The following is a 19,552-nucleotide window of genomic DNA, read 5'->3' as shown; positions in this document are numbered from 1 at the left end:
CGTGTGTGTGGGGTTTTTGGCGGTGCGGGGCGCGGGGGGCTCAGGCGGGGGTGTCGGCACGGAGCACCCCCTCGGGGAGCCACAGGGTGCTGTTGGCGAAGCTCACGGGCAGGGGGAACTGGTCGAGCTTGCCGCAGCCCTTGGTGGCGCGGGCGCCGCACGCGGCGGGGTGGGTGTCCGCCGGGCGGAGGGCCGCCAGGACGTGCAGGCCGGTGCCCGTCAGCCGCACGGGTCCGGTGCGCGCCGTCATGGCCCCGTCCTGGACGAGGATCGCGTCGGCGGCCGCGAACTCGAAGTCGCCGCTGAGGATGTTCATCCAGCGCAGTTGGAGGCCGCGCGGGTGCAGCCGGACCCCGGACGGCAGCGGGGCGGGCGGCCCCGCAGCGGGGCGGTTCGCCGAGGCGACGGTGTGCCGCATACGCGGCAGCACGCAGTGCCGGTAGTCCAGGCGGCGGCCGTGGCCGGAGCCCGGCGTGCCGAGCAGCGCGGCGGACGCGGTGTCGGTCAGCGGGTGCGCGACGCGTCCGGCGTCGATCAGCCGGGTCTGTCGGACCGCCGTGCCCTCGTCGTCGAAGCGGGCGCTGACACCGCCGCGGGCGCCGCCCTCGCCGTCGTCCACCGTGAACCACCCGGGAGCCACCCGCTCGCCCGGACGCCGGGCGAGGTAACTGGAGCGGCCGAGCACCGCGTCGGCCTCCAGCGGGTGGCCGACGAGTTCGTGGAAGAACGCCCCCGCGTGTCCGGCGTCCAGCACGACCGGGCACGGGCGGCGCGGCAGCGGACGGCCCGGCAGCGCGGCGGCCTCCCGCAGACGGGCCACCGCCGCGTCCAGCGCCGCGGCGCTCTCCTCGGGCCGCGAGACGTCCCACGGCACGGCGACGGAGAGCGCGGCGCCGCCCCGCGCGTCGTGAGATGCGGCGAGAAGCTGCACCTCCGCGGTGCACAGCGACCGCGTGTCGGCGCGCAGCAGTTCGGGCGGTCCGGCGGCGACCCGCTGCCAGTACCGCGACCAGACGATCCGTACGTCCCCCCGGGCCCTCTCCCGCAGCGCGCGGTCCGTGGCGGCGCACACCTCCGGGGGGAGGGCCGTCACCGCGCGGCGGGCCTCGGCGGCGGCCGGTGGCGACAGCCGCGGGACCGGCGCGCCGAGCAGCGCGGCGCCGTCGGCGAAGGCGTGCCGCATCCCGCCCGCCGCGGTGTGCGTCTCGACGCACATGCCGCGCCGCACCGTCCGCTCCTGCCGGACGGGCAGACCGGGGGCGTAGGCGCGCGAGGTGCGCGCCGCCGTCTCCGCGAAGACCACCGTCCGGGTGGCGCCCGCCGCCGTCACCGCTGCCGCCCTCCGTCCGGTTCCCAGCGCACCAGCACGGGCAGCCGTAGCTCCGCGGGCTGGGGCGCCGGTCGGCACCACCAGGTGTCGGTGAGCGCGGGCAGCACCTCGGTGCAGCCGACCGGGCCCGGGGCGAGGCGGCCGAGATCGGCCACGGCCAGCGCGTCCCCGAAGTCGACCAGCAGCGGCTTGGGTTCCCCGGGGTGCCGCAGGAAGACCTGGTCCGGCATGCCCCACGCCCGCTGCCACGCACGGGCGGCGCGCCAGCCCGCCACGCCGTCGCCCAGGGCGGGCAGCCCGATCCGCCACGTCCGCCGCTGGAGGACCAGCCCGCCGAGCACGACGCGCGGGGTGACCGGCCGCCCGGCCCCCACCGCCACCGGCGTCACGCACGGCAGGGACAGCGCGGCGAACAGCGGACCGGGCACATCCCCGGGATAGAGCTGGTGCCGGACGCCGCCGTGCACCACACGGGCGCCGTCCGCGGAGACCTCGACCTCCGCGGCGGGCACCACCCGCTCGCGCGGACCGGCCGCCACCCCCGACAACTCGATGCGCAGGCCCGGCAGTTCGGGCGTGATGTGGCGGCTGCGGCGGCGGCCCACGACGGTGGCCAGCCGGTTCGTGTCCAGCCAGACCCTGACGGCGTCGGCCAGTTCGGCGAACCGGCCCGCGGGCTGGACCCGCGCGGTGATGCCGCCGAGCGCGCTGCTGCTGTCGTCATGGCATTCGGAGAGCACCCATGTGCCCTCGCCCGGACCGCCGTTCGCGCACATCAGGTCGGCGCCGGGCAGACAGCCGAACTGGTCGTCGGGCAGTGGTTCGAGACCGCGCCAGAGGTCGGCCACGGCCGCCGCCACGGCCGGCGGATCCCAGCGGACCTCCGGGTCCGGAAGACAGTCGGAGCCGTCCGGGAGCAGCGCGTCCAGCCGTCGTGCCAGCTCGTCGGCGCGCCGCGTCACGGGGGCGGGCGGCCGCCGGGCCAGTTCCAGGAGGCCCGCCGTACGGCCACGGGTGTGCGCGCGCACCGCCTCGCGCGCGTCGGCCTGCCGCAGCAGCGCGCCGAGCACGAGCAGCGGCAGCCCGTCGCCCAGCGCCGCGGTCGCCGAGGCCAGCGCGGGGGCGCCCAGACGCATCCTGCCGCTCCAGCGGCCGGCCCGGTCCTCGGTGACCGCGTCGCGGTCCGCGTAGTGCCTGCCGCTCGCCCGCGAGGTCTCCAGCCCGGCGCCGCCCAGCACGGTACGGATACGTGTCCGCAGCGCCAGCGGATCGGCGTCCGGGGCGGCTTGCGCGGTGAGCGCGGCCAGCTCCGCGACGAGCGGGCGTCCGGGGAACGCGCGCTCCACCCAGCCCAGGCCGTCGTTGAGGGTGGCCGGGGGCTCGGGCCACGGCAGCAGCGCGGGCAGCAACAGGCGCAGGGCGGTGGCCACTTCGGCGGTGGCAAGCCCCGTCGCCGCCGTCAGCTCCCGGGGGCACGCGGGTTCCGCCAAGTGCGCCCAGACGACGGCCGCGGCCTCGTCCAGGGCGATCCGGCGACCGGTGAGCGGGGACGCCAGACCGGCCGCGCCGAGCCGCCACGACGGGTCGCGCCGCCACCCGCGCTCGGCCGCGGGCAGCTCCCGTCGCAGCCGGCGGGTGAGCTCCGCGGTGACCCAGTGGCTCAGCCCGAGCGCACACCGCTCCGCACCGGGCGCGCCCACGAGCAGGGCCGCGGGGGCGTCGCCGTCCCAGCTGACGGCGACGGTCGGACCGAAGAAGGCGTTCGTCTCGGTCTTGGCCAGCAGCCGCCGCACGTACCGGTGGCCGGTCCTGACCTGCCGCCTGCCACGCCCGTTGAGCGCGGCGTAGGGCGTCGCCGACACGAGCGGACGGCCGGGCCCGAAGGCGACCGCGTGGAAAACGGGGTTGGAGATGCCGACCGCCTGACGCAGCCGCTCCCGCCCGAGCAGTTCCCGCACCGTCCGCAGGCCCGCCTCCAACGCCTCGGCGTGCTCGCGGGCCACGTCCTCCGCGGAGGCGTCCGGCGCGTCGCGCAGCGGCGCCGGACGGTGCAGCGCGCCCAGCGGACGGACGTCGAACCCGGCGCCGCGCAACAGGGCGTGCCGGTGCAGCCGAAAGCGCAACTCCCCCCGGGGGAGCGCCACGACGGCGCCGCGGGGCGCCACCGGACCGGCAACGGGCTCGCGGGCGGCCGCGTTCCCGCCCGGGGCCGTACCCGGGGCCGTACCCGCGGCCGGGTCCGGGGAGGCCTGGTGGGCGGTTGCGTTGTCGTCCCGGGGAGCGTCCACTGCCGGGCCCGCGGGGCGTTGGTGTGCGGTCCGTACCGCATCCCCGGCCGCACCGATGGGCGTACCCGCCGCCGGGTTCGCGGAGGGCTGGTGCGGGGTCGTGTCGTCGTCCGGGGCCGCGCCTGTGGCTGGTTCTGCGGAGGGCAGGTGGGCGGTCGTGTTGCCGTCCGGGGCCGTAGCCGCCGCCGGGTCCGTGGAGGACCCGCTGGCGGTCGCGTTCTCGTCCAGGACGGCACCTACCGCCGGGCCCGCGGAGGGCTGGTGCGGGGTCGCGTCGTCGTCCAGGGCCGCGCCTGTGGTCGGTGCTGCGGAGGGCGGGGGTACGGGTACGTTCCCGTCTGCGGTCGCATGCGTGGGCTCGCCCGCCGCCGGGCCGGTGAGGGGTCGGTGGGCGGTCGTGTTGCCGTTCGTGGTCGTACCCGCCGCCGGGTCCGCGGCGGACCCGTGGGCGGTCGCGTTCCCGTCTGGAACGGCACCTACCGCCGGGTTCGCGGAGGGCTGGTGCGGGGTCGCGTTGCCGTCCGGGGCGGCGCCCGCCGCCGGGTCCCCGGGGGGTCGGTGGGCGGCGCCCACCGGCGGGCCTACTACCGGGTTCGTGGGCGGTCGGTGTGCGGTCACGATCCCGCCTCCTGACGGTCGCGGCCGGTCATCTGCACGCGCAACTCGCACGTGTAGCGCCGTCCTTCGGCGTCGCGCAGCCACAGCGCGTCCGGTCCCGGCAGCATCTGTTCGAACGCCAGCGTCCGGGCGCGTCCGGCGACGTAGCCGAGCAGGTCCGCGGCGAGCACCGAGGCCAGGTCCACGAGGTACGGCTTGCGCTCCCGGTCGGTGCGGCAGAAGACGAACCGTCCCGCGCCCGGCGTGGCGGCGAACCGGCGCAGGGCCAGGAAGCGCGCGGCCGGGGAGGGCGCGGCGAACGGTTCGGCGGGCAGGGTCCACCGGGGCCGCTGGTAGACGACCCCGCCGACCCGTACCGGGGGAGTGCCCGCCGGGCCGGGCCCGGTCCCGTCGAACGCGGCGTGCGCCACCTGCGGTTCGGACAGGGCGGCGTACGGCGGGTACTTCACGTGGTCGCTGAGCGGGATGTACAGCGTCGCCGGGCTGCCGTCGGGGCGCCGGGCCGCCGGCCACCGCCCGGCGCCCGACAGTGTGACGGTCAGCTGCTCGGGCCACAGGACACCGGAGCCGTCCGTGTGCGAGGCGGGGCGCACGGGCACCCGCGTGCCGGGGAAGCGGTAGTAGCCCTTGTTGCGGCGGCCCACGTCGAGGCCCACCACGTGCGGGTGCCCGGCCAGCCACTCGGCGGCGGCGCGGCCGAACGCCTCCCGGTCCGGGGCCATGGTCGCCAGCCAGCCGTCGGTCAGCAGATGGTGGTGGCACCGGCCGAGCACCAGCTCGGCACCGGCGAGGCCGTCGGTGTCCGCGGCCGCCGGGCACAGGTCGATCACCGCGTAGCGGTCACCGGGGAGGCGCTCCGCGGCGGCGACCATCTGCGCCACCAGCTTCTCCGCCCCGGCGGCCGGGTACCGGGGAACGTGGTCGGCGGCGAACCGGCTGCCGCCCGGGTCGAAGACGCCCGACAGCCGTTCGGCGTAGGCGCGGAAGGTCAGTTCGACGGGCCCGTCCGGCGTGTCCGCGCCGTCCGGGGACGCCCCGGCCGGGGACGCCCCGGCCGGGGACGCGCCGAGGGCCGCGGCGACCCGGCGGCGGGCAGCCGTCTGCACCTCGGCGCCGTGCGCGGTGGACAGCTCCAGGGCGGCGGCCAGCGCGCGCCCCCACCCGGCGGCGACCCCTTCGCCCACCTCCAGGGCGAACGGCGAGGAGCACTCCTCGTAGAAGACCGCGCGATCGGCGTAGACCGCCCCCGCGCCGCGCCGCGCGGGCTTCCCCGTCGCCGCGGTGAAGGCGTCCTCCAGCCGGGCGACCACGGCGCTCCTGGCCGGGAACGGGGTGTCCGCGACCTCGGCGAGCAGGTCGCGCAGTTCGCGCACGACGGCCGGCCAGGAGGTGCGGGAGGCCGCCTCCGGCATCCGGCCCAGGCCGTCCAGCATGGTGCCCAGCGGGTCGAGGTCGTACGGCCCGGCCGCGACGCCGAACTCCAGCGCCCCCTGGGCGACGAGCCTTCCCAGCCGGACGGCCGTCTCCCGCAGGGGCCTGCCCAGCGCGGCGGCGAGGGCGGGCAGCGCGGCGCCGTCCGCGGGCACCGCGCGCAGCGCCGCGGTGTCGTCAACCGTGGCCGCCGGGCGCCCGGTGGGCCGGAAGGGCAGGACGGTCCGCAGCCGCGGGTCGCCCGCGATCGCGGCGGCCAGCTCGCGGGCCGCCCACGAGGCGAGGAACACCTCCCGGCGGCGCGGCAGGCCGGTGCGCAGCACCACCCGGTCGCCGGGGACGGTCCGGCCGTAGCCCATCGGCCCGAAGAAGCTGACCGTCTCGTTCTTCGCGCAGAACCGCTGAAGGTAGGTGTACAGCTGGCGCCGGGCGCGGCGGCGGGCGGCGTTGAGCGGCCCGCCACGGGCGAGGAACGGCTCCAGCATGTTGCGGTGGACGTCGGGGTTGGACAGGTGGACCGCCTCCTGGACCTCCGGCCGGCGGAGCAGTGCGGCGAGCCCCGCCGTGGCCGCCTCCTGGGCGTCCTCGAAGGCGGCCAGATAGCGCCGCACCGCGCCGGACCAGCGGTCGGCCGCGGCTTCCCACCCGGCGGTCGTCCGGGGCAGCAGGGCGGGCTCCAGCCGCCGCACCGCCGCCTCGACGCCCTGCGGGACGCGCCCGCCTACGGCGGCGGCCGCGAGCAGCGCGTCCGCGCGGGCCAGCACCTCGTCGGCGGCCGTGAGCAGCGCGGGACCGGCGCCCAGCCCCTCCAGCCAGTCGAACGGCATCCCGGCGTGCCGCAGCACGAACACCGGGCCCAGGCTCCAGTCACGCCGCATCGGTGGGCCTCCCGTCGGGCAGCAGGGCCCCTGCCGTGCGCAGGGCGGCGAGCAGGGCCGCCCGCCGCGGGCCGGGCAGGCGCCGCAGCGCGCCGGAGGCGGCGGGGCCGCCGCGGCGCAGGGCGGTGGTCAGGGCGGCCAGCGGGACGCTCAGCCGGTTCATCCGGCCGGTGCGCAGGTCGACCAGGAAGTCGCCCGGTGCGGTGCCCGGCGGGGCGGCGTGCCGGGTGCGCACCTGGCGGACGACCGGGTTCCAGGACGTCCCGCCGTCCGCCGGGTGCCCGTCCGCCGCGAACAGCGCGGCGGCCAGCCGCCCGGGGAAGAGCGGGTGTTGCCGGGCCAGCCGGTCGAGGTAGGGGCCCGCGGCGGTGTCCGGCGCGGTGGCGGACGCGGCCCAGCGGGCGAGGTCGTGACCGGGCTCGGCGGCGGTGTGCACCGGGACACCGGCCCAGGCCCCGCCCGGGTGACCTGCGGCCAGCCGGAAGGGGCGGCAGCCCGCGATCCGTACGCCGCTGCCCGCCGCGAGGGCCACCGCGCGGTCGAGGTCCTCGTACGTCACCCCCGGCGCTCCGGCCAGCAGATCGAGGGCGACGGGCACCCGGCGGCCCAGCACGGCCACATGCCGCAGGTCGTACGGGCCGCCGGCGGCGTCCCACGCGCGGTCCCACTCGTCCAGCCGGGCGACGGTGACCACCAGGCCCACGCAGCGCTCCCGCCGACCCGGGTCAAGTCCCGCGGCCCCGGCGGCGTCCAGCCAGCCCGCCCACGGCCCGGCGGCCGGAACGGAATCCGCCTCGGTGACCCACACGGCGTCCCGCGACACGCCCCGCGACGCGTCCCGCCCGGCGGGGACGAGACCGCCGATCCGGGCGCCGGGCAGCTCGGGCGCCTCGGGGAGCAGCCGGGCCGCGGCCAGCGCGGGCACCCGGCGCAGGGCCGCCACGTGGTCGCGGATGAACGCGCCGGTGAGGACGGGCGCGCAGGCGGGCGCCCGGCCCAGGATGCCGAGGACGGCGGGGAGTTGCTGGTCGGCATGGACGATCACACGCACTCCGGGCCCCGCTGCCCGCAGTAGCGCCGCGCCCGCCTCGACCTCGGGCAGCATGAGGGTGCTGCGCGCGGCGGCCCGCGCCACGTCGGCGCTGGACTGGGTCGAGCCGGTCACCAGGTGGACGTCGTCCACCGCGACGGTCAGACCCGCGTCACCCGCGCCCCGCACCCGGGCGGCCGCGGCCAGCCCGAGCAGATGCGCCGCCGAACCGGCGGGCTCGCCCAGCGCGTCCGCCGCGGCCAGCGCCAGCAGGCACGCGGTACCGCGTTCCGGCCCCGCACCCGCCGCTCCCTCCTCGGCCTGCGGAGAATCCAGCCGGACCGCGTGTGCCAGGACCGCGCCGGGGGCGCACAGCCGTTGCCAGAAAGCGGTGTTGAGGTCGGCCGTCCGCTCGCCCGGCCGTCCGTCGAAGGTCAGCGTGGGGTCCAGCAGCGGCGGGATCACCTGGAGGGGCGGTGGGGGAGTGCTCATCGTCGTGCCTCCCGTTCCGGGTGGGCGCGGCGCGGTTGGGCCGTATGTGCCGGGACCGTGCCGGAGGTGCACGGCCGTTGCCGGAAGGCGGTGCTGGGGTCGGCCGTCTGCTGGCCCGGTCGTCGGTCGAAGGCGGGCGTCGGGAGGGGCGGTGCGGTCGTGCTCGTTGCCGCACCCGCTGCCGCGTGTGCCAGGACCGTGCCGGGGGCGCACGGCCGTTGCCGGAAAGTGGTGTTGGGGTCGGCCGTCCGCTGGCCCGGTCGTCGGTCGAAGGCCGGTGTCGGGAGGGGCGGTGCGGGCGTGCTGATTGCCGCACCCGCCGCCGCGTGTGCCGGGGCCGTGCCGGAGGTGCACGGTCGTCGCCGGAAGGCGGTGTTGGGGTCGGCCGTCCGCTGGCTCGGTCGTCGGTCGAAGGCGGGCGTCGGGAGGGGCGGTGCGGTCGTGCTCGTTGCCGCACCCGCCGCTGCGTGTGCCGGGGCCGTGCCGGAGGTGCACGGCCGTTGCCGGAAGGCGGTGTTGAGGTTGCCCGCCCGCTCGGCCGGCCTTCCGCCGAAGGCGGGCGTCGGGTCCAGGAGCGGCGGGATCACCGGAACGGGCGGTGCGGGCGTGTTCATCGCGGTGCCCCCCGCTCCAGGTAGACGCAGCGCAGTTCCGCCGCGTGCCGCCGTTGGCCGGACCGCAGCCACAGTGCGTCGGGGCCGGGCAGCACCTCCGTCGCGTACACCCGCTCGGCGCCGCGTGCCAGCCGCGCCAGACCGTCCACGAGCAGCGGGGCGGCGGTGTCGACGTAGACGGGCTTGCGTTCGTGCGGGGCCTTGGCGAAGAAGGCGCGGGGCATGCCCGCCGAGCGGGTCCGCTCGCGCAGCCGGGTGAGCCGCTCCACCGGGTCGGCCGCGCCGAGGGCCTCCCCGAGCACGTCCGCGTCGAGCCGCCAGCGGCGGCGGGCGAGGACCACGCTGCCGTGCCGCAGCCGCGGCAGGTACGGGACGTCGGGCAGCACCGGCGGCCGCAGCCGCGGCAGCGCCAGCGCGGTGTGCAGCGGGCTGTCCAGCTCGCCGTTGTGGAAGTGGAGTTCGCCGGGGACACCGCGGGCGCGCAGCCGGGCCCTGCGGCCGTCGCTGACGACGAACAGCTCGTCCAGGCAGACCCGTTCGCCCGGACCGCGGACCGCGCCGAGCTCCAGCAGCCTGCCGGGGAAGCGCAGCGGTGGCAGGCCGGTGCTGCGCCGGGCCACCACGCTGAGCGCCTGCACCGGCCCCAGCACGGCGGCCAGCGCGCGGTCCCGCTCGGCGACCACCTCGGCCCCGCGCGGGTGGAACTGGAGCGCCCACGGGGTGAGCAGCGGCGCGTCGTGCACGTCACCGACCACCAGGGGGGTGTTCCCCGGCCGGTAGCCGGCGAGGCTGGACGCGGCCACCATGACGTCCACCGAGCACAGCACCGGCAGGCAGTCCGCCGGGCTGCCCACGGGCAGGCGCGGCGCGGCGGCCAGGGCGGGCGCGAGGTCGATGTCGGCCGCTGCGGGGGATTCGGCGACGGCCGCCGCGACCACCTCGGTGAACCACGGGTCGGGGGTGACGGGGAAGGCGGAGTGCTCGCGCACCACCCGGGTCAGCGGGAAGGTGCCGCTGCCCAGCGAGCGCGCCAGCGCGCGGTTCGCGGCCTGCCGGGTGCGGCGCGCGGCCATCGCCAGCGCGTCGAGCGCGGCGGGCACCCGGGTGCGCAGGTCCTCGGCGAGTGCGCCGCCGACGGTGAGCCGCAGGCTTCCGACGGCCGCCTCGTGGACCGGCGAGCGGTCGTTGTAGAACTTGCCCCGGTCGGCGGCGGGCCCCCGCTCCGCCCCCGCGAGGGCGGGGAGTTCGGCCAGCAGCGCGGCCTTGTCGCCGGGCGCGGCGGCGGGGAAGCGGTCCAGCAGCTCGGCGACGGCGCGCAGTCCCGGATCCCGGGGGGAGCGGGCGAGCAGCGCGCGGACCGGGTCGGGGTCGGTGTCGGCGGGCAGCGCGTCGCAGCCGAGCACACCGCGCTCCAGCGCCACGGCCAGGGCGCGCGCGGCCTCGGACGGACTCAGCCCCGCCGCCCGGCCGATCTCGCCGAGAGTGCGCCGGCCGTCCGCCGCCTCGTGCACCCGCAGCGCGGCGGGCTCGCCGCGCAGCGCCGCCTCGGCCCGGCGCAGCGTCTTGCGGCGCGGCACCAGCCGCGCCGCCCGCTCGGGGTCGGCCAGATACCGGGTGCGCAGCGCGTCCCAGATCCACGCGGCCGGGTAGGCGCGGCGCTGCGGGCAGGTGCCGCCGCCTTCCCACTCCGGATCGGTGAGGGGCTGGGCGCGGTCGAGCAGCGCGTAGTTGACGGGACCGAAGAAGCTCATCGTCTCGCACTTGGCGGCGAACCGCTGGGCGTAGGCGGCGATCTGACGGCGCAGCCGGGTGCCGGGCTCCCGGCCGTCGGCGGCGCACAGATCCCGGTGGACCCCGGGGTGGGAGCACACGACGGCGTCGCGGAAGCGCGGGTCGGCGGTGAGGGTGCGCAGCGCCCCGGCGGCTCCGGCCGTGTCCGCCTCCCGGGCTGCGACCAGCTCTTCTTCGGCGGCGGCGAGCCGTCCCGCCAGCCCGTTCCAGGCGGCCAGCCAGTCGGCGGCCAGCGGGGCGTCGGGGCCGAGCGGCCGCAGGTTGCGGAGCCGGGCGGTCTGGCCGCGGGAGAGCCGGCCGGTCGGCAGCGCCTGCGCCGCCAGCTCCCGCAGGGCCTCCCGCGCGGCGCACACCTCCTCCACCGCGCAGGCGGTGCGCGGCCACACCAGCGTGTCCAGCAGATCCCAGGGGAATCCGGCGGAGCGCACCACCAGCGTCGGGAGCAGCACCCACGAGCCCGCCCCCGCGTCCCCGGTGCCGGCGGGCCCTCGCGCCAGGCCGCCGCTCATCGCGTACCCGCCCTGGTGAGCGCGATCCGCAGTTCGGAGGTGGTGGGACGGCCCTGCCGGCGCAGCCACAGGGCGCCGGGCTCGGGCAGCATCTCGGTGAGGGCGACCGGCTCGTCGCCCGCCGCCGCGGCCAGCGTCACCAGCACCTCGACGGCGAGCGGGGCGTCCAGGTCCAGGCAGACGGGTTTCGGTTCGGAGCTGATCCGCGCGTAGACCCAGCGGGGCAGGCCGCGGGTGGCGCGCAGCTCCTGGACCCGCAGATAGGCCGCGGCGGCCGAGGGCGTGCCGCCGGGCGGGGCGATCAGCCGGGCGGGCAGCCAGCGGCAGGCGCGCTGCACGACGAGCTCGCCGACCACCACCCGCGGTGCCTCGTCCCCGAACCGGACCAGGGGCAGGCGCAGGGCGGGCGGCGGGGCGAAGGCGGCCAGGTGCGGGTGGTCGTTCTCGCCCGCGTACAGCACCAGTTCGCGGTCGCCCTCCAGCAGCCGCACCCGGCCGGAGGCGTCGCGCTCCACGTGCAGCGCGGTGACGGGCACGCTCCGGCCCGCCGCGCCGGACCGGGCGGTGACCTCGACGAAGCGCCCCGGGAAGGCGGCCGAGACCAGCCCCTTGTGGGCCCGGCGGCGCAGCACGGTGGCCATCGCCGCCCGGCCGCCCCACGGTTCCAGGTCGGCGGCGCAGTCCCGCTGCAGGCCCTCCGGGTCGGGGCTGAACCGGCCCTGGGAGCCCCACGCGAACATGTACGGGTGGACCTCGCCGAGCACCAGGGCGGGGCCGCCGTGGTCACCGCCCCCGTCGGTCTCCCCCCGGAGCAGGATGTCGGGGCTGGCGAAGCGGGGCCGCCGGTCCGGCGCGCCGAGCGCGCGCAGCTCCTGCGGGGCGAGGACCGCGACGCCGTCCCGCGTCCGGTCGCGTACCAGGGCGGCCAGCCGGTCGTGCAGGTCACGGGCCGCCGCCAGATGGGGGGCGAGCCCGCCCGCGGCGGCGCTCGCGCCGATGGCGCGGACGAAGGCGTCGTACGGCATGCGCGGCACACCGGCCGCCTCCAGCACCTCCGATGCCAGCCGCTGGTGCGCCCGGTGCAGTTGCTCGCCGAACAGCGCGCCGAGGTCGAGGACCGGGGCCAGTTCGGCGGTGATCCGCTCCGCGAGGTCGGCGCCCAGGCGGACGGGGCCGAGGTCGCCCTCGCAGTCGAGGTAGGCGACCATGCGGTCGGCGTACATCCGGCCGCCGGAGCGGCGTGGCGGCACGGCCGCGATGTCGGTGAACATCCGCTCCAGCGCGTCGAGTTCGGCGCGGCGCGCGGCCGGGTCAGGCGCCCGGCCGTACCGCTCCAGCCGGTCGTGGAGGGCGCGCAGCCGCTCCGGCCAGCCGGTACCGGCGGCGTGGACGTCGGCGAAGGCGAGCAGTTCGCCGAAGGGCAGCGGCGCGGTCGAGGCGGGCTCGGGCCGGACGCGCACCGCGCCGAGCCGCTCCAGCGTGGCCAGCAGCCGGTCGGTCTCGGCCACCGGCAGCTCCGCGGCGCGCGCGAGGTCCCCGGCGCAGGCGGTCCCGTCCACGCACGCGGCCAGCCGCGCCAGGGCCGGTGTCAGCCGCACCCGCTTGCCGGTGGGCAGCCCCAGCACCTCGCCGTCCACCCGTACGGCGGCGACCCGTTCGACGGGGATCCGCGGACGGACCAGCGGATCGGCCGCGATCCGCCGGGCGAGCGCGTCGACCGCCCAGAACGCCAGGAAGGCCTCGGTGCGGCGCACCCCGCCGGGGGCCTGCGGCCCGAACCGCACGCCGCTGTCCTCCGGTACGACGACGCCGTGCACCAGCGGGCCGAAGAAGCTGGTGGTCTCGTTCTTCGCGGCGAGCCGCTGGAGGTAGAGGTAGAGGCGGCGCAGCAGGGCCCCTTCACGGGCGCCGCCGGTCGCGTGCTGCTGGTCGGCCCAGCGGACGAGGCTGTCGTAGAAGGACGGGGCGAGCTGGAGCACCGCGTCCAGGACCGGGGTGTCCAGGCAGCCGCGCAGCCGGGCGGGCCGTGCGTCCCGTTCGTCGCCCAGCGCGGCGGTGAGCCGGTCCGCCGCCCGTCCGCGCTCCGCCAGGGCGAGCGTGTAGCCGTCGACAGCGGCGGTCAGTTCCGCCGGGAAGGGCCGCTCCAGGAGGGCCGCCTTGCCGCCCGGCTGGCGGCGGCGGCCCGCGGCCGAGCGCAGCGCGGACAGCGCCCGCAGCGCCGTCCCGTCCTCGGCGGCCCGCGCCGCGGCGACGGCGGCCGGCAGCCGGCGGCGCAGCAGCTCCTGACGCGCCGTCTCGCACCCGCGCACGGCCGCCCGGTAGGCGGTTGCCGCGTCCGCCACGCGCGCGTCGCCCACCGGCTCCAGCAGGTCGAACCCGAATCCGGCCCGGCGCAGCAGGAAGCGCGGGACCAGCCGCCAGGGCGGGGGCTCGCCGGGGGCCATCAGAAGTTCACCAGGTCGAAGGGGCGGTTGAGCTTGGTGCGTACGGCCGGCAGCAGGGCGCGTGCCCGGTCGGTGCTCCCCGCCCGTACGCATGCGGCCAGGGCCTCGGCGCGGGAGGCGTTGGTGCTGCTGCGCAGAGCCAGTTCCCCGAGCGCGGCGGCGGGCGGGCGCCCGGCGGCGAGCGCGCGGCCGGTGCGGGCCAGCGCGGTGCGGTAGGGGTCGCCGAGGGCGGTCGCGGCGCTGTTCGCCTCCTCGAAGTACCCGGCGGCGGCCGCGGTGTCGCCCCGGCCGAGCAGCAGGGCGCCCAGTTCGGCGGAGACCTCGAAGACATGGAAGTCGTCGGTCATGTCCCGGCACCGGTCCAGCGTCTGCCGCAGCAGCGCGGTGCCGCCGTCCGCGTCGCCGACGGCGAGAGAGAGCCCTCCGGCGCGGTAGGCGTGGTGCTTGACGAACTTCGTGTCCGTGGTGAAGCCGGAGCCGCCGAACCGCTGCCAGGTGCGCAGGGCCTGGGCGTGCTTGCCCGCCTTCTCCTGGAGCACGCTGATGTTGGAGACGAGGTTCACCCGCAGATGCACCGAGCTGGGGTCGGTCAGGCCTTGCAGGCTCGCCCAGGCCTCCTGCTCGTGCCGCAGCGCCCCGACCAGGTCGCGCTGCACGGTCAGGGTGAGCCCGCGCAGATTGTGCAGCCAGCCGCGCTCCCGGCGGACGGAGTCGGGTTCGCCCGGCGCGGCCGGCAGCGCCGCCAGCCCCGCCTCCACCTCGCCCACCGCCTCGGTGAGGGCGTTGCGGCGTTTGACGAGGGTCAGCGCGGCCAGCAGGTGCGACTGGCCCAGGGCTTCGGGGGAGAGCGGCCCGTCCGTGGCGCGCATGGCGCGGAACCAGACCACCGCGTCGTCGTGCCGCTCACGGAAGGTGGCCTGGATGCCGAGTGCCTTGAGCAGGAAGGCGCGGACGTCGGCGGGGTGCCGGAAGATCTCCGGCTCCAGCTCGAACGCCTGGGTGCCGTGCGCCGTCAGACCGTCCGCGAGCCGGGCGGTGGCACCCGGCGGCAGCGTGTCGGTCAGCGGAAGGCATCCGGCGGCGACCAGCGCCGCGCCCTCCCAGTTGGCGCTCGTGAAGGCGAGCAGGAGGTACTGCACGGCCGCCCGCAGCCGGTCCACCGCGTCGGCGGAGGTGTCGAGGGCCTGGTGGAAGAGCCGGCCCTCGGCCGTGGCGGCGGCCGCCGGGGGCGTCCCTGCGGCCCGGGGCCTGCTGCCCGGGGGGAGCGGCGCGGCGCCCGCGAGCCGCAGGCAGCGGGTCCGTTCGGCGCGGAAGTCGAGCGGCCCGCCGTCCGCCGGGCCCGCCCCGGTGTCCTCCGCCGGGGCGATCGTGAGGGTGCCGACGCCGGTGGCCCGCTGGTACTCGGCGGTGCGGATCAGGCCGCGCAGCGTCGGCAGATCGGTGGTGCCGGTGCCGCGCAGGAGCACGGGGCGGCCCACTTCCTGTGATCCCCGGCAGAGGGCCACGGCCGCTGCCGACAGCACCCGGAAGGTGTGCTCCGACTCGCGGTGCAGCCGCCGTTCGGAGGCGGGGATCGTCGTCTCGTCCAGCAGGCCCGGCGGCTGCCCGCCGCCGGACGTTCCGCACGGGGGTGCCAGGACCTCCCATTCGCCCGGCCGCAGCCGGCTCAGCGGTCCAAAGTCGGCGCCCGCGTCCCGCAGCGCGCCGATCGCCCGCCGCAGCCCCGCGAACCCCTCGGACGGACCCGTCCCGAGGTCGATCTCCAGCGCTGACGTCTCCCCTGCCACCTGCCACCCCCGTGTGGATTACCGGCGTTCGCTGCCCGCGCCCCGCGCGCCCGTCCGTCAGACGGTCGCGAGCGCGAGCGGCGCGATCTTGCTCTCGACTTCCTCGAACACGAAGTCCACGTCGTCCAGTTCGGCCACGTCGTCGAGCTCGTCCAGCTCGTCCAGCTCGTCGGGCTCGTCCGTGGCGTCCGGACCGTCGGTCACTGCCTCGTCCTTGACGTCTTCCATCTGCATCCCCTGTGTGTCGGACATCGGTCGGGAGGTGCCGAACGCGAAGGCCGAGCCCGTACGCCCGGTTTGCACCCGCTCACACCCAACTGAGTACCCCTCACTCACCGCATCTACTCGGATGCTCTGCGCAATCACCCGCAGCTCGCGCCGTGTTGACGCCCACTGCCCCCGCCCGTCCGCCGGCGCTCACCGCCGCCCCGCCCGCGCGCCCTCGCGCCCCCGCGCTCGGCACCGCCGCCGCGCCGGGCGGCGTTCAGGTGGCGGCGGGCGGGCGGCCGTAACCCCGGGCCGGCCACCGCGTTCCACCGGGCGGCGGACCCCGGCCGTACGGGGCGGCGCTCGTCCGCCCGTGCGGAAGGGAGCGGTGGACGTGGCGAACCGAGTGCTGGTGGGGCGGCCGCCCGCGCAAGGCGCGGTGGCGGACGCGTACGACGCCGTGGTGGTCGGGTCCGGAGTCGGCGGGCTGACCACCGCGGTGTGCCTGGCCCGGCAGGGGCGCCGTGTCGCGGTCTTCGAGCAGCACTACACCGCGGGCGGCTACACCCACGCCTACCGGCGGCGCGGCTGGGAGTGGGACGTCGGGATCCACTACGTGGGCCAGCTGGGGCGGCGCGAGCCGGTCCGGGTGCTCTCGGACTACCTGACCGGCGGCGCCCTGCGGTGGGCCCCGCTCGGCGACCCGTACGAGGAGTACTGGCTGGCGGGCGAGGTCCACCGCGCGCCCGTCGGGTTCGACGCCCACCGGGAGGCGCTGGTCGCCCGCTTCCCCGCCGAACGGGCCGGGATCGAGGCGCTGTTCGCACTCGTCGGACGGTGCCGCACGGTGCTCCCCGCGCTCGCGCTGGGCCGTCTGTCGGGCCCGCTGGCGCGGCGGCTGGGACGGCTCGTCCGGGCGGCGGCCGTACCGGCGGAGGCGATGCGGCCGGCCCGGCAGGTGGTGGAGGAGCTGATCGGCGACGGGCGGCTGCGGCAGGCACTGCTGACCCGCAGCGCGCTGCTGCTGGCCGACTCCACCGCCCGGCTGCCGTTCTTCCTCCTGGCGGTGATGTTCGAGCACTTCCGGACCGGGGCCTGGTACCCGGTGGGCGGCAGCACCGCCATCGCCCGCGCGATGCTGGAGCCGATCCGTACCGCGGGCGGCGAGGTCTTCGTACGGGCGCCGGTCGCCCGGATCGACCTGGAAGGGCGGCGGGCGACCGGTGTGACGCTCGCGGACGGCACCCGGGTGCGCGCACCGGTGGTCGTCAGCGCGGCGGGCGCGCACCACACCTACCGCACCCTGCTGCCGCGTATCCCCGACGGCCGCGCCGACCGCCTGGACGGCATGCGGCGCGGATCCCCGTTCGTGCTGCTCTTCCTCGGCCTCGACGGCGATCCCGCCGAACTCGGCCTGCCCCGGCACAATCTGCTGGTCACCGAGGAGGACTGCGACGCCTTCTTCGACGGCGCGGGCGGGCGCACCAGCGGCTGCTTCCTCTCCTTCGCCTGCGCCAAGGACCCCACCTGGAGCGCGCGCCACCCGGGCCGCTCGACCGGCGAGATCCTCGCCTACGTGCGCCCCGAGCTGTTCGCGCCCTTCCACGGCTCCCGGTGGCACCACCGCGACCCGGCCTACCTCGCCCTCAAGGCCGACCTCACCGCACAGCTCCTCGGCCTGCTCCACCGCCGCCTGCCCCGCACCAGGGGCCGGGTGGCCCACCACGAACTCGGCACCCCGCTGACCGCCGAGCACTTCACCGGCTGGCCCGGCGGCAGCCTCTACGGCCTCGCGAAGGACGTGGCCTCCTTCGGCGACGGGCGCACCCCGGGAACGGCCGACTGGATCCGCCCGCGCACCGGTATCGACGGCCTCTTCCTGTCCGGCCAGGACTGCCTGGCCGGGGGCTTCGTCGGCTCGGTCACCGGCGGCCTCCTCGCCGCCCACGAGGCCCTCGACCGCACCGGCCGCGCCCGCCTGTGGGCGGGCCTGCTCGGGACCGCCGCCCGGCCGCCGAAGGCCCCGCCGCTCCCGGCCCGCCCGGACGTGCCCGCCGCCGGAACACCGCGGCGGGCCGCGCGCTAGCGGGCGCGGCGACACCGGCCGGGGCCAGGGGCGGACCGCCCCGGGCGCCTCGTTCACCTCTACTCCACCGGCGCCCCGGACGCGTTCACCCCGCCGCCACCGGGCGCGGCGCCATGCTGCGCCCATGGGAGATATCTGGGTTGTGATCGGGATCGCCGGTTTCGTCGCCGCGATGCTCGGCCTGACGTGGTGCTTGGAGCGGGTGTGAGCGCGACGGACGTGGTGTTGCTGGTGTTGTCGGTCGTCATGTTCGGCTATCTGGGCGTGGCACTGTTCAAAGCGGAGCGTTTCTGATGGCGTTCGCATGGACCGTCGTGGTGATGGTCGCCGTGCTGGGATTGTGCTGGCGCTTTCTGGGCGCCTACATGGTCGCGGTGTACGAAGGGCGTTCCCGCTGGCTGAGATGGCTGGAAAGGCCGGTCTACCGGTCGCTGGGGGTGTCGCAGGACGCGGAGCAGACATGGCAGCGCTATGCCGCGTCGGTGGTCGGTTTCAGCGCGGTGGCGCTGCTCGTCACCTACGGGATATTCCGGCTCCAGGGGTCCCTGCCGTTCAATCCGCAGCATTTCGGCGCGGTACGGCCGGACACCGCGTGGAACACCTCGGTGTCGTTCGTGACGAACACGAACTGGCAGTCGTATTCCGGTGAGACGACGATGTCCTATCTGTCGCAGATGGGCTCGCTGGCGGTGCAGAACTTCCTTTCCGCCTCGGTGGGAATGGCGGTGGCCATCGCGCTCGTGCGCGGCTTCGCCCGCAAGGACTCGGCCACGATCGGCAACTTCTGGGTGGACCTCGTCCGCGGCACCCTCTACGTGCTGCTGCCGATCGCGTTCGTGGCGGCGATCGTCTTCATCGGGCAGGGCGCGGTGCAGACCATGGCCGGCGCGGTGCCGGTCCACGACTCGCTGAACGGGGCGCACCAGCTGCTGGGCCGCGGTCCGATGGCCTCGCAGGAGGTCATCAAGCAACTCGGCACGAACGGCGGCGGATTCTTCAACGCCAACGGTGCCAACCCGCTGGAGAACCCCACCGGGCTGACCAACCTGATGTCCGTCCTGCTGATCCTGTGCATCCCGGTGGCGTTCACCTACGTGTTCGGCAAGATGGTCTTCAGCACCCGCCAGGGCCTGGCGATCCTCGCCGTGATGACCGTGCTCTTCGCGGGCTGGCTGACGATGGCGACGGTCGCCGAGCACCAGGGCAGCCCGGCCATGGCGTCCACGAGCGTCAGCGACAGCGGCACCGGCAACATGGAGGGCAAGGAGAGCCGGTTCGGCGTCCCGTCCTCCGCGCTGTACAACGTGACGTCGACCCAGACGTCCACGGGCTCCGTGGACTCGGCGGCGGACTCGTACACGCCCGTCGGCGGTTTCGCGATGCTGACCGGCATGATGCTGGGCGAGGTCAGCCCCGGCGGCGTCGGCACGGGCCTGTACGGGATCCTGCTGTTCGCGGTGATCACGGTGTTCATCGGCGGGCTGATGGTCGGGCGGACACCGGAGTACCTGGGCAAGAAGATCCAGGCCAGAGAGGTGAAACTCGCCGCTCTCGGGGTCCTGGTCATGCCGGTCACGGTGCTGGTGCTGACCGCGGTGGCCGCCGCGGTCGGCGCGGGCAGGGCGGGACCGCTCAACGGGGGGCCGCACGGCTTCTCGGAGATCCTCTACGCCTACACGTCGCAGACCAACAACAACGGCTCCGGGTTCGGCGGCCTGAGCGCGAACACCCCGTTCTACAACATCACCGGCACGATCGGGCTGCTGCTCGGCCGGTTCGGGATGATCATCCCGGTGCTGGCGCTGGCCGGCGGCCTGGCGGCGAAGAAGCCCGTCGCGGCCGGGCTGGGCACCTTCCGCACCGACAAGCCGATGTTCGTCGGCCTGCTCACCGGCGTGGTCCTGATCGTGGGCGCGCTGACCTTCTTCCCGGCGCTGGCCCTCGGGCCGCTGGTCGAACAGGTCAGCCACGGACTCTTCCCGGGTGCGTGAGCCGGTGCCCGCCGAACGCCGAACACCCCTGTCAACGCGGTCGTCGCGTGTGTGGA

11 protein-coding genes are annotated in these 19,552 nt (G+C 77.0%); 3 read left to right on the top strand and 8 right to left on the bottom strand.

The features are described 5' to 3' along the window. Nucleotides 1-40: 40 nt before the first annotated feature. From ACWERV_RS04815 to ACWERV_RS04780, 8 genes are all read right to left on the bottom strand, one after another. The gene (locus ACWERV_RS04815) at nt 41-1,330 is read right to left on the bottom strand and encodes a metallopeptidase TldD-related protein (protein ID WP_452928796.1); all 1,290 of its coding nucleotides are present in this window, start codon (nt 1,328-1,330) and stop codon (nt 41-43) included. After that, nucleotides 1,327-4,236 carry a hypothetical protein gene (locus tag ACWERV_RS04810; protein ID WP_452928793.1) on the bottom strand — a complete coding sequence of 970 codons (2,910 nt, stop codon included), beginning with the start codon at nt 4,234-4,236 and terminating at the stop codon, nt 1,327-1,329. Before ACWERV_RS04810 ends, ACWERV_RS04815 begins: the two co-directional genes overlap by 4 nt. Continuing rightward, nucleotides 4,233-6,545, bottom strand: a complete 2,313-nt coding sequence (locus ACWERV_RS04805) for a lantibiotic dehydratase (protein ID WP_452928790.1) — start codon at nt 6,543-6,545, stop codon at nt 4,233-4,235. Before ACWERV_RS04805 ends, ACWERV_RS04810 begins: the two co-directional genes overlap by 4 nt. Beyond that, complete coding sequence (locus ACWERV_RS04800; RefSeq protein ID WP_452928787.1) at nt 6,535-8,067, bottom strand: hypothetical protein; 1,533 nt, start codon at nt 8,065-8,067, stop codon at nt 6,535-6,537. The genes ACWERV_RS04805 and ACWERV_RS04800 overlap by 11 nt, the downstream gene beginning before the upstream one ends. Nucleotides 8,068-8,677: 610 nt before the next feature. After that, nucleotides 8,678-10,981, bottom strand: a complete 2,304-nt coding sequence (locus ACWERV_RS04795) for a lantibiotic dehydratase (RefSeq protein ID WP_452928784.1) — start codon at nt 10,979-10,981, stop codon at nt 8,678-8,680. Continuing rightward, complete coding sequence (locus ACWERV_RS04790) at nt 10,978-13,425, bottom strand: lantibiotic dehydratase (RefSeq protein ID WP_452928781.1); 2,448 nt, start codon at nt 13,423-13,425, stop codon at nt 10,978-10,980. Before ACWERV_RS04790 ends, ACWERV_RS04795 begins: the two co-directional genes overlap by 4 nt. Then, nucleotides 13,425-15,212: a hypothetical protein gene (locus tag ACWERV_RS04785; protein ID WP_452928778.1), complete on the bottom strand. Its 1,788-nt coding sequence runs from the start codon at nt 15,210-15,212 to the stop codon at nt 13,425-13,427. Before ACWERV_RS04785 ends, ACWERV_RS04790 begins: the two co-directional genes overlap by 1 nt. A 57-nt stretch (nt 15,213-15,269) precedes the next feature. After that, a complete protein-coding gene (locus tag ACWERV_RS04780) occupies nt 15,270-15,464 on the bottom strand; it encodes an ammosamide/lymphostin RiPP family protein (protein WP_452928776.1) in 195 nt (64 codons plus the stop codon). A 349-nt stretch (nt 15,465-15,813) separates the two neighbouring features. On the opposite strand from ACWERV_RS04780, the gene ACWERV_RS04775 reads away from it, so the two are divergent. From ACWERV_RS04775 to kdpA, 3 genes are all read left to right on the top strand, one after another. After that, nucleotides 15,814-17,505, top strand: coding sequence for a phytoene desaturase family protein (locus ACWERV_RS04775; protein WP_452928774.1), 1,692 nt, complete (start codon nt 15,814-15,816; stop codon nt 17,503-17,505). Between the two features lie 204 nt (nt 17,506-17,709). Beyond that, nucleotides 17,710-17,799, top strand: coding sequence for a K(+)-transporting ATPase subunit F (kdpF, locus tag ACWERV_RS04770; RefSeq protein WP_452928771.1), 90 nt, complete (start codon nt 17,710-17,712; stop codon nt 17,797-17,799). Beyond that, nucleotides 17,799-19,496: a potassium-transporting ATPase subunit KdpA gene (gene kdpA / locus ACWERV_RS04765; protein ID WP_452928769.1), complete on the top strand. Its 1,698-nt coding sequence runs from the start codon at nt 17,799-17,801 to the stop codon at nt 19,494-19,496. The genes kdpF and kdpA overlap by 1 nt, the downstream gene beginning before the upstream one ends. Nucleotides 19,497-19,552: the final 56 nt, after the last annotated feature.

The sequence above is a fragment of the Streptomyces sp. NPDC004031 genome (assembly GCF_053604375.1).
Note: the sequence above shows the minus strand (reverse complement) of the source record. Positions and strands in the feature narration are given on the sequence as shown.

What these genes read in the sequence shown, in the direction of transcription:
- kdpA (WP_452928769.1), top strand. Translation starts at nt 17,799, where the DNA reads ATGGCGTTCGCATGGACCGTCGTGGTGATGGTCGCCGTGCTGGGATTG.
- ACWERV_RS04780 (WP_452928776.1), bottom strand. Translation starts at nt 15,464, where the DNA reads ATGTCCGACACACAGGGGATGCAGATGGAAGACGTCAAGGACGAGGCA.
- ACWERV_RS04805 (WP_452928790.1), bottom strand. Translation starts at nt 6,545, where the DNA reads ATGCGGCGTGACTGGAGCCTGGGCCCGGTGTTCGTGCTGCGGCACGCC.
- ACWERV_RS04790 (WP_452928781.1), bottom strand. Translation starts at nt 13,425, where the DNA reads ATGGCCCCCGGCGAGCCCCCGCCCTGGCGGCTGGTCCCGCGCTTCCTG.
- ACWERV_RS04800 (WP_452928787.1), bottom strand. Translation starts at nt 8,067, where the DNA reads ATGAGCACTCCCCCACCGCCCCTCCAGGTGATCCCGCCGCTGCTGGAC.
- ACWERV_RS04795 (WP_452928784.1), bottom strand. Translation starts at nt 10,981, where the DNA reads ATGAGCGGCGGCCTGGCGCGAGGGCCCGCCGGCACCGGGGACGCGGGG.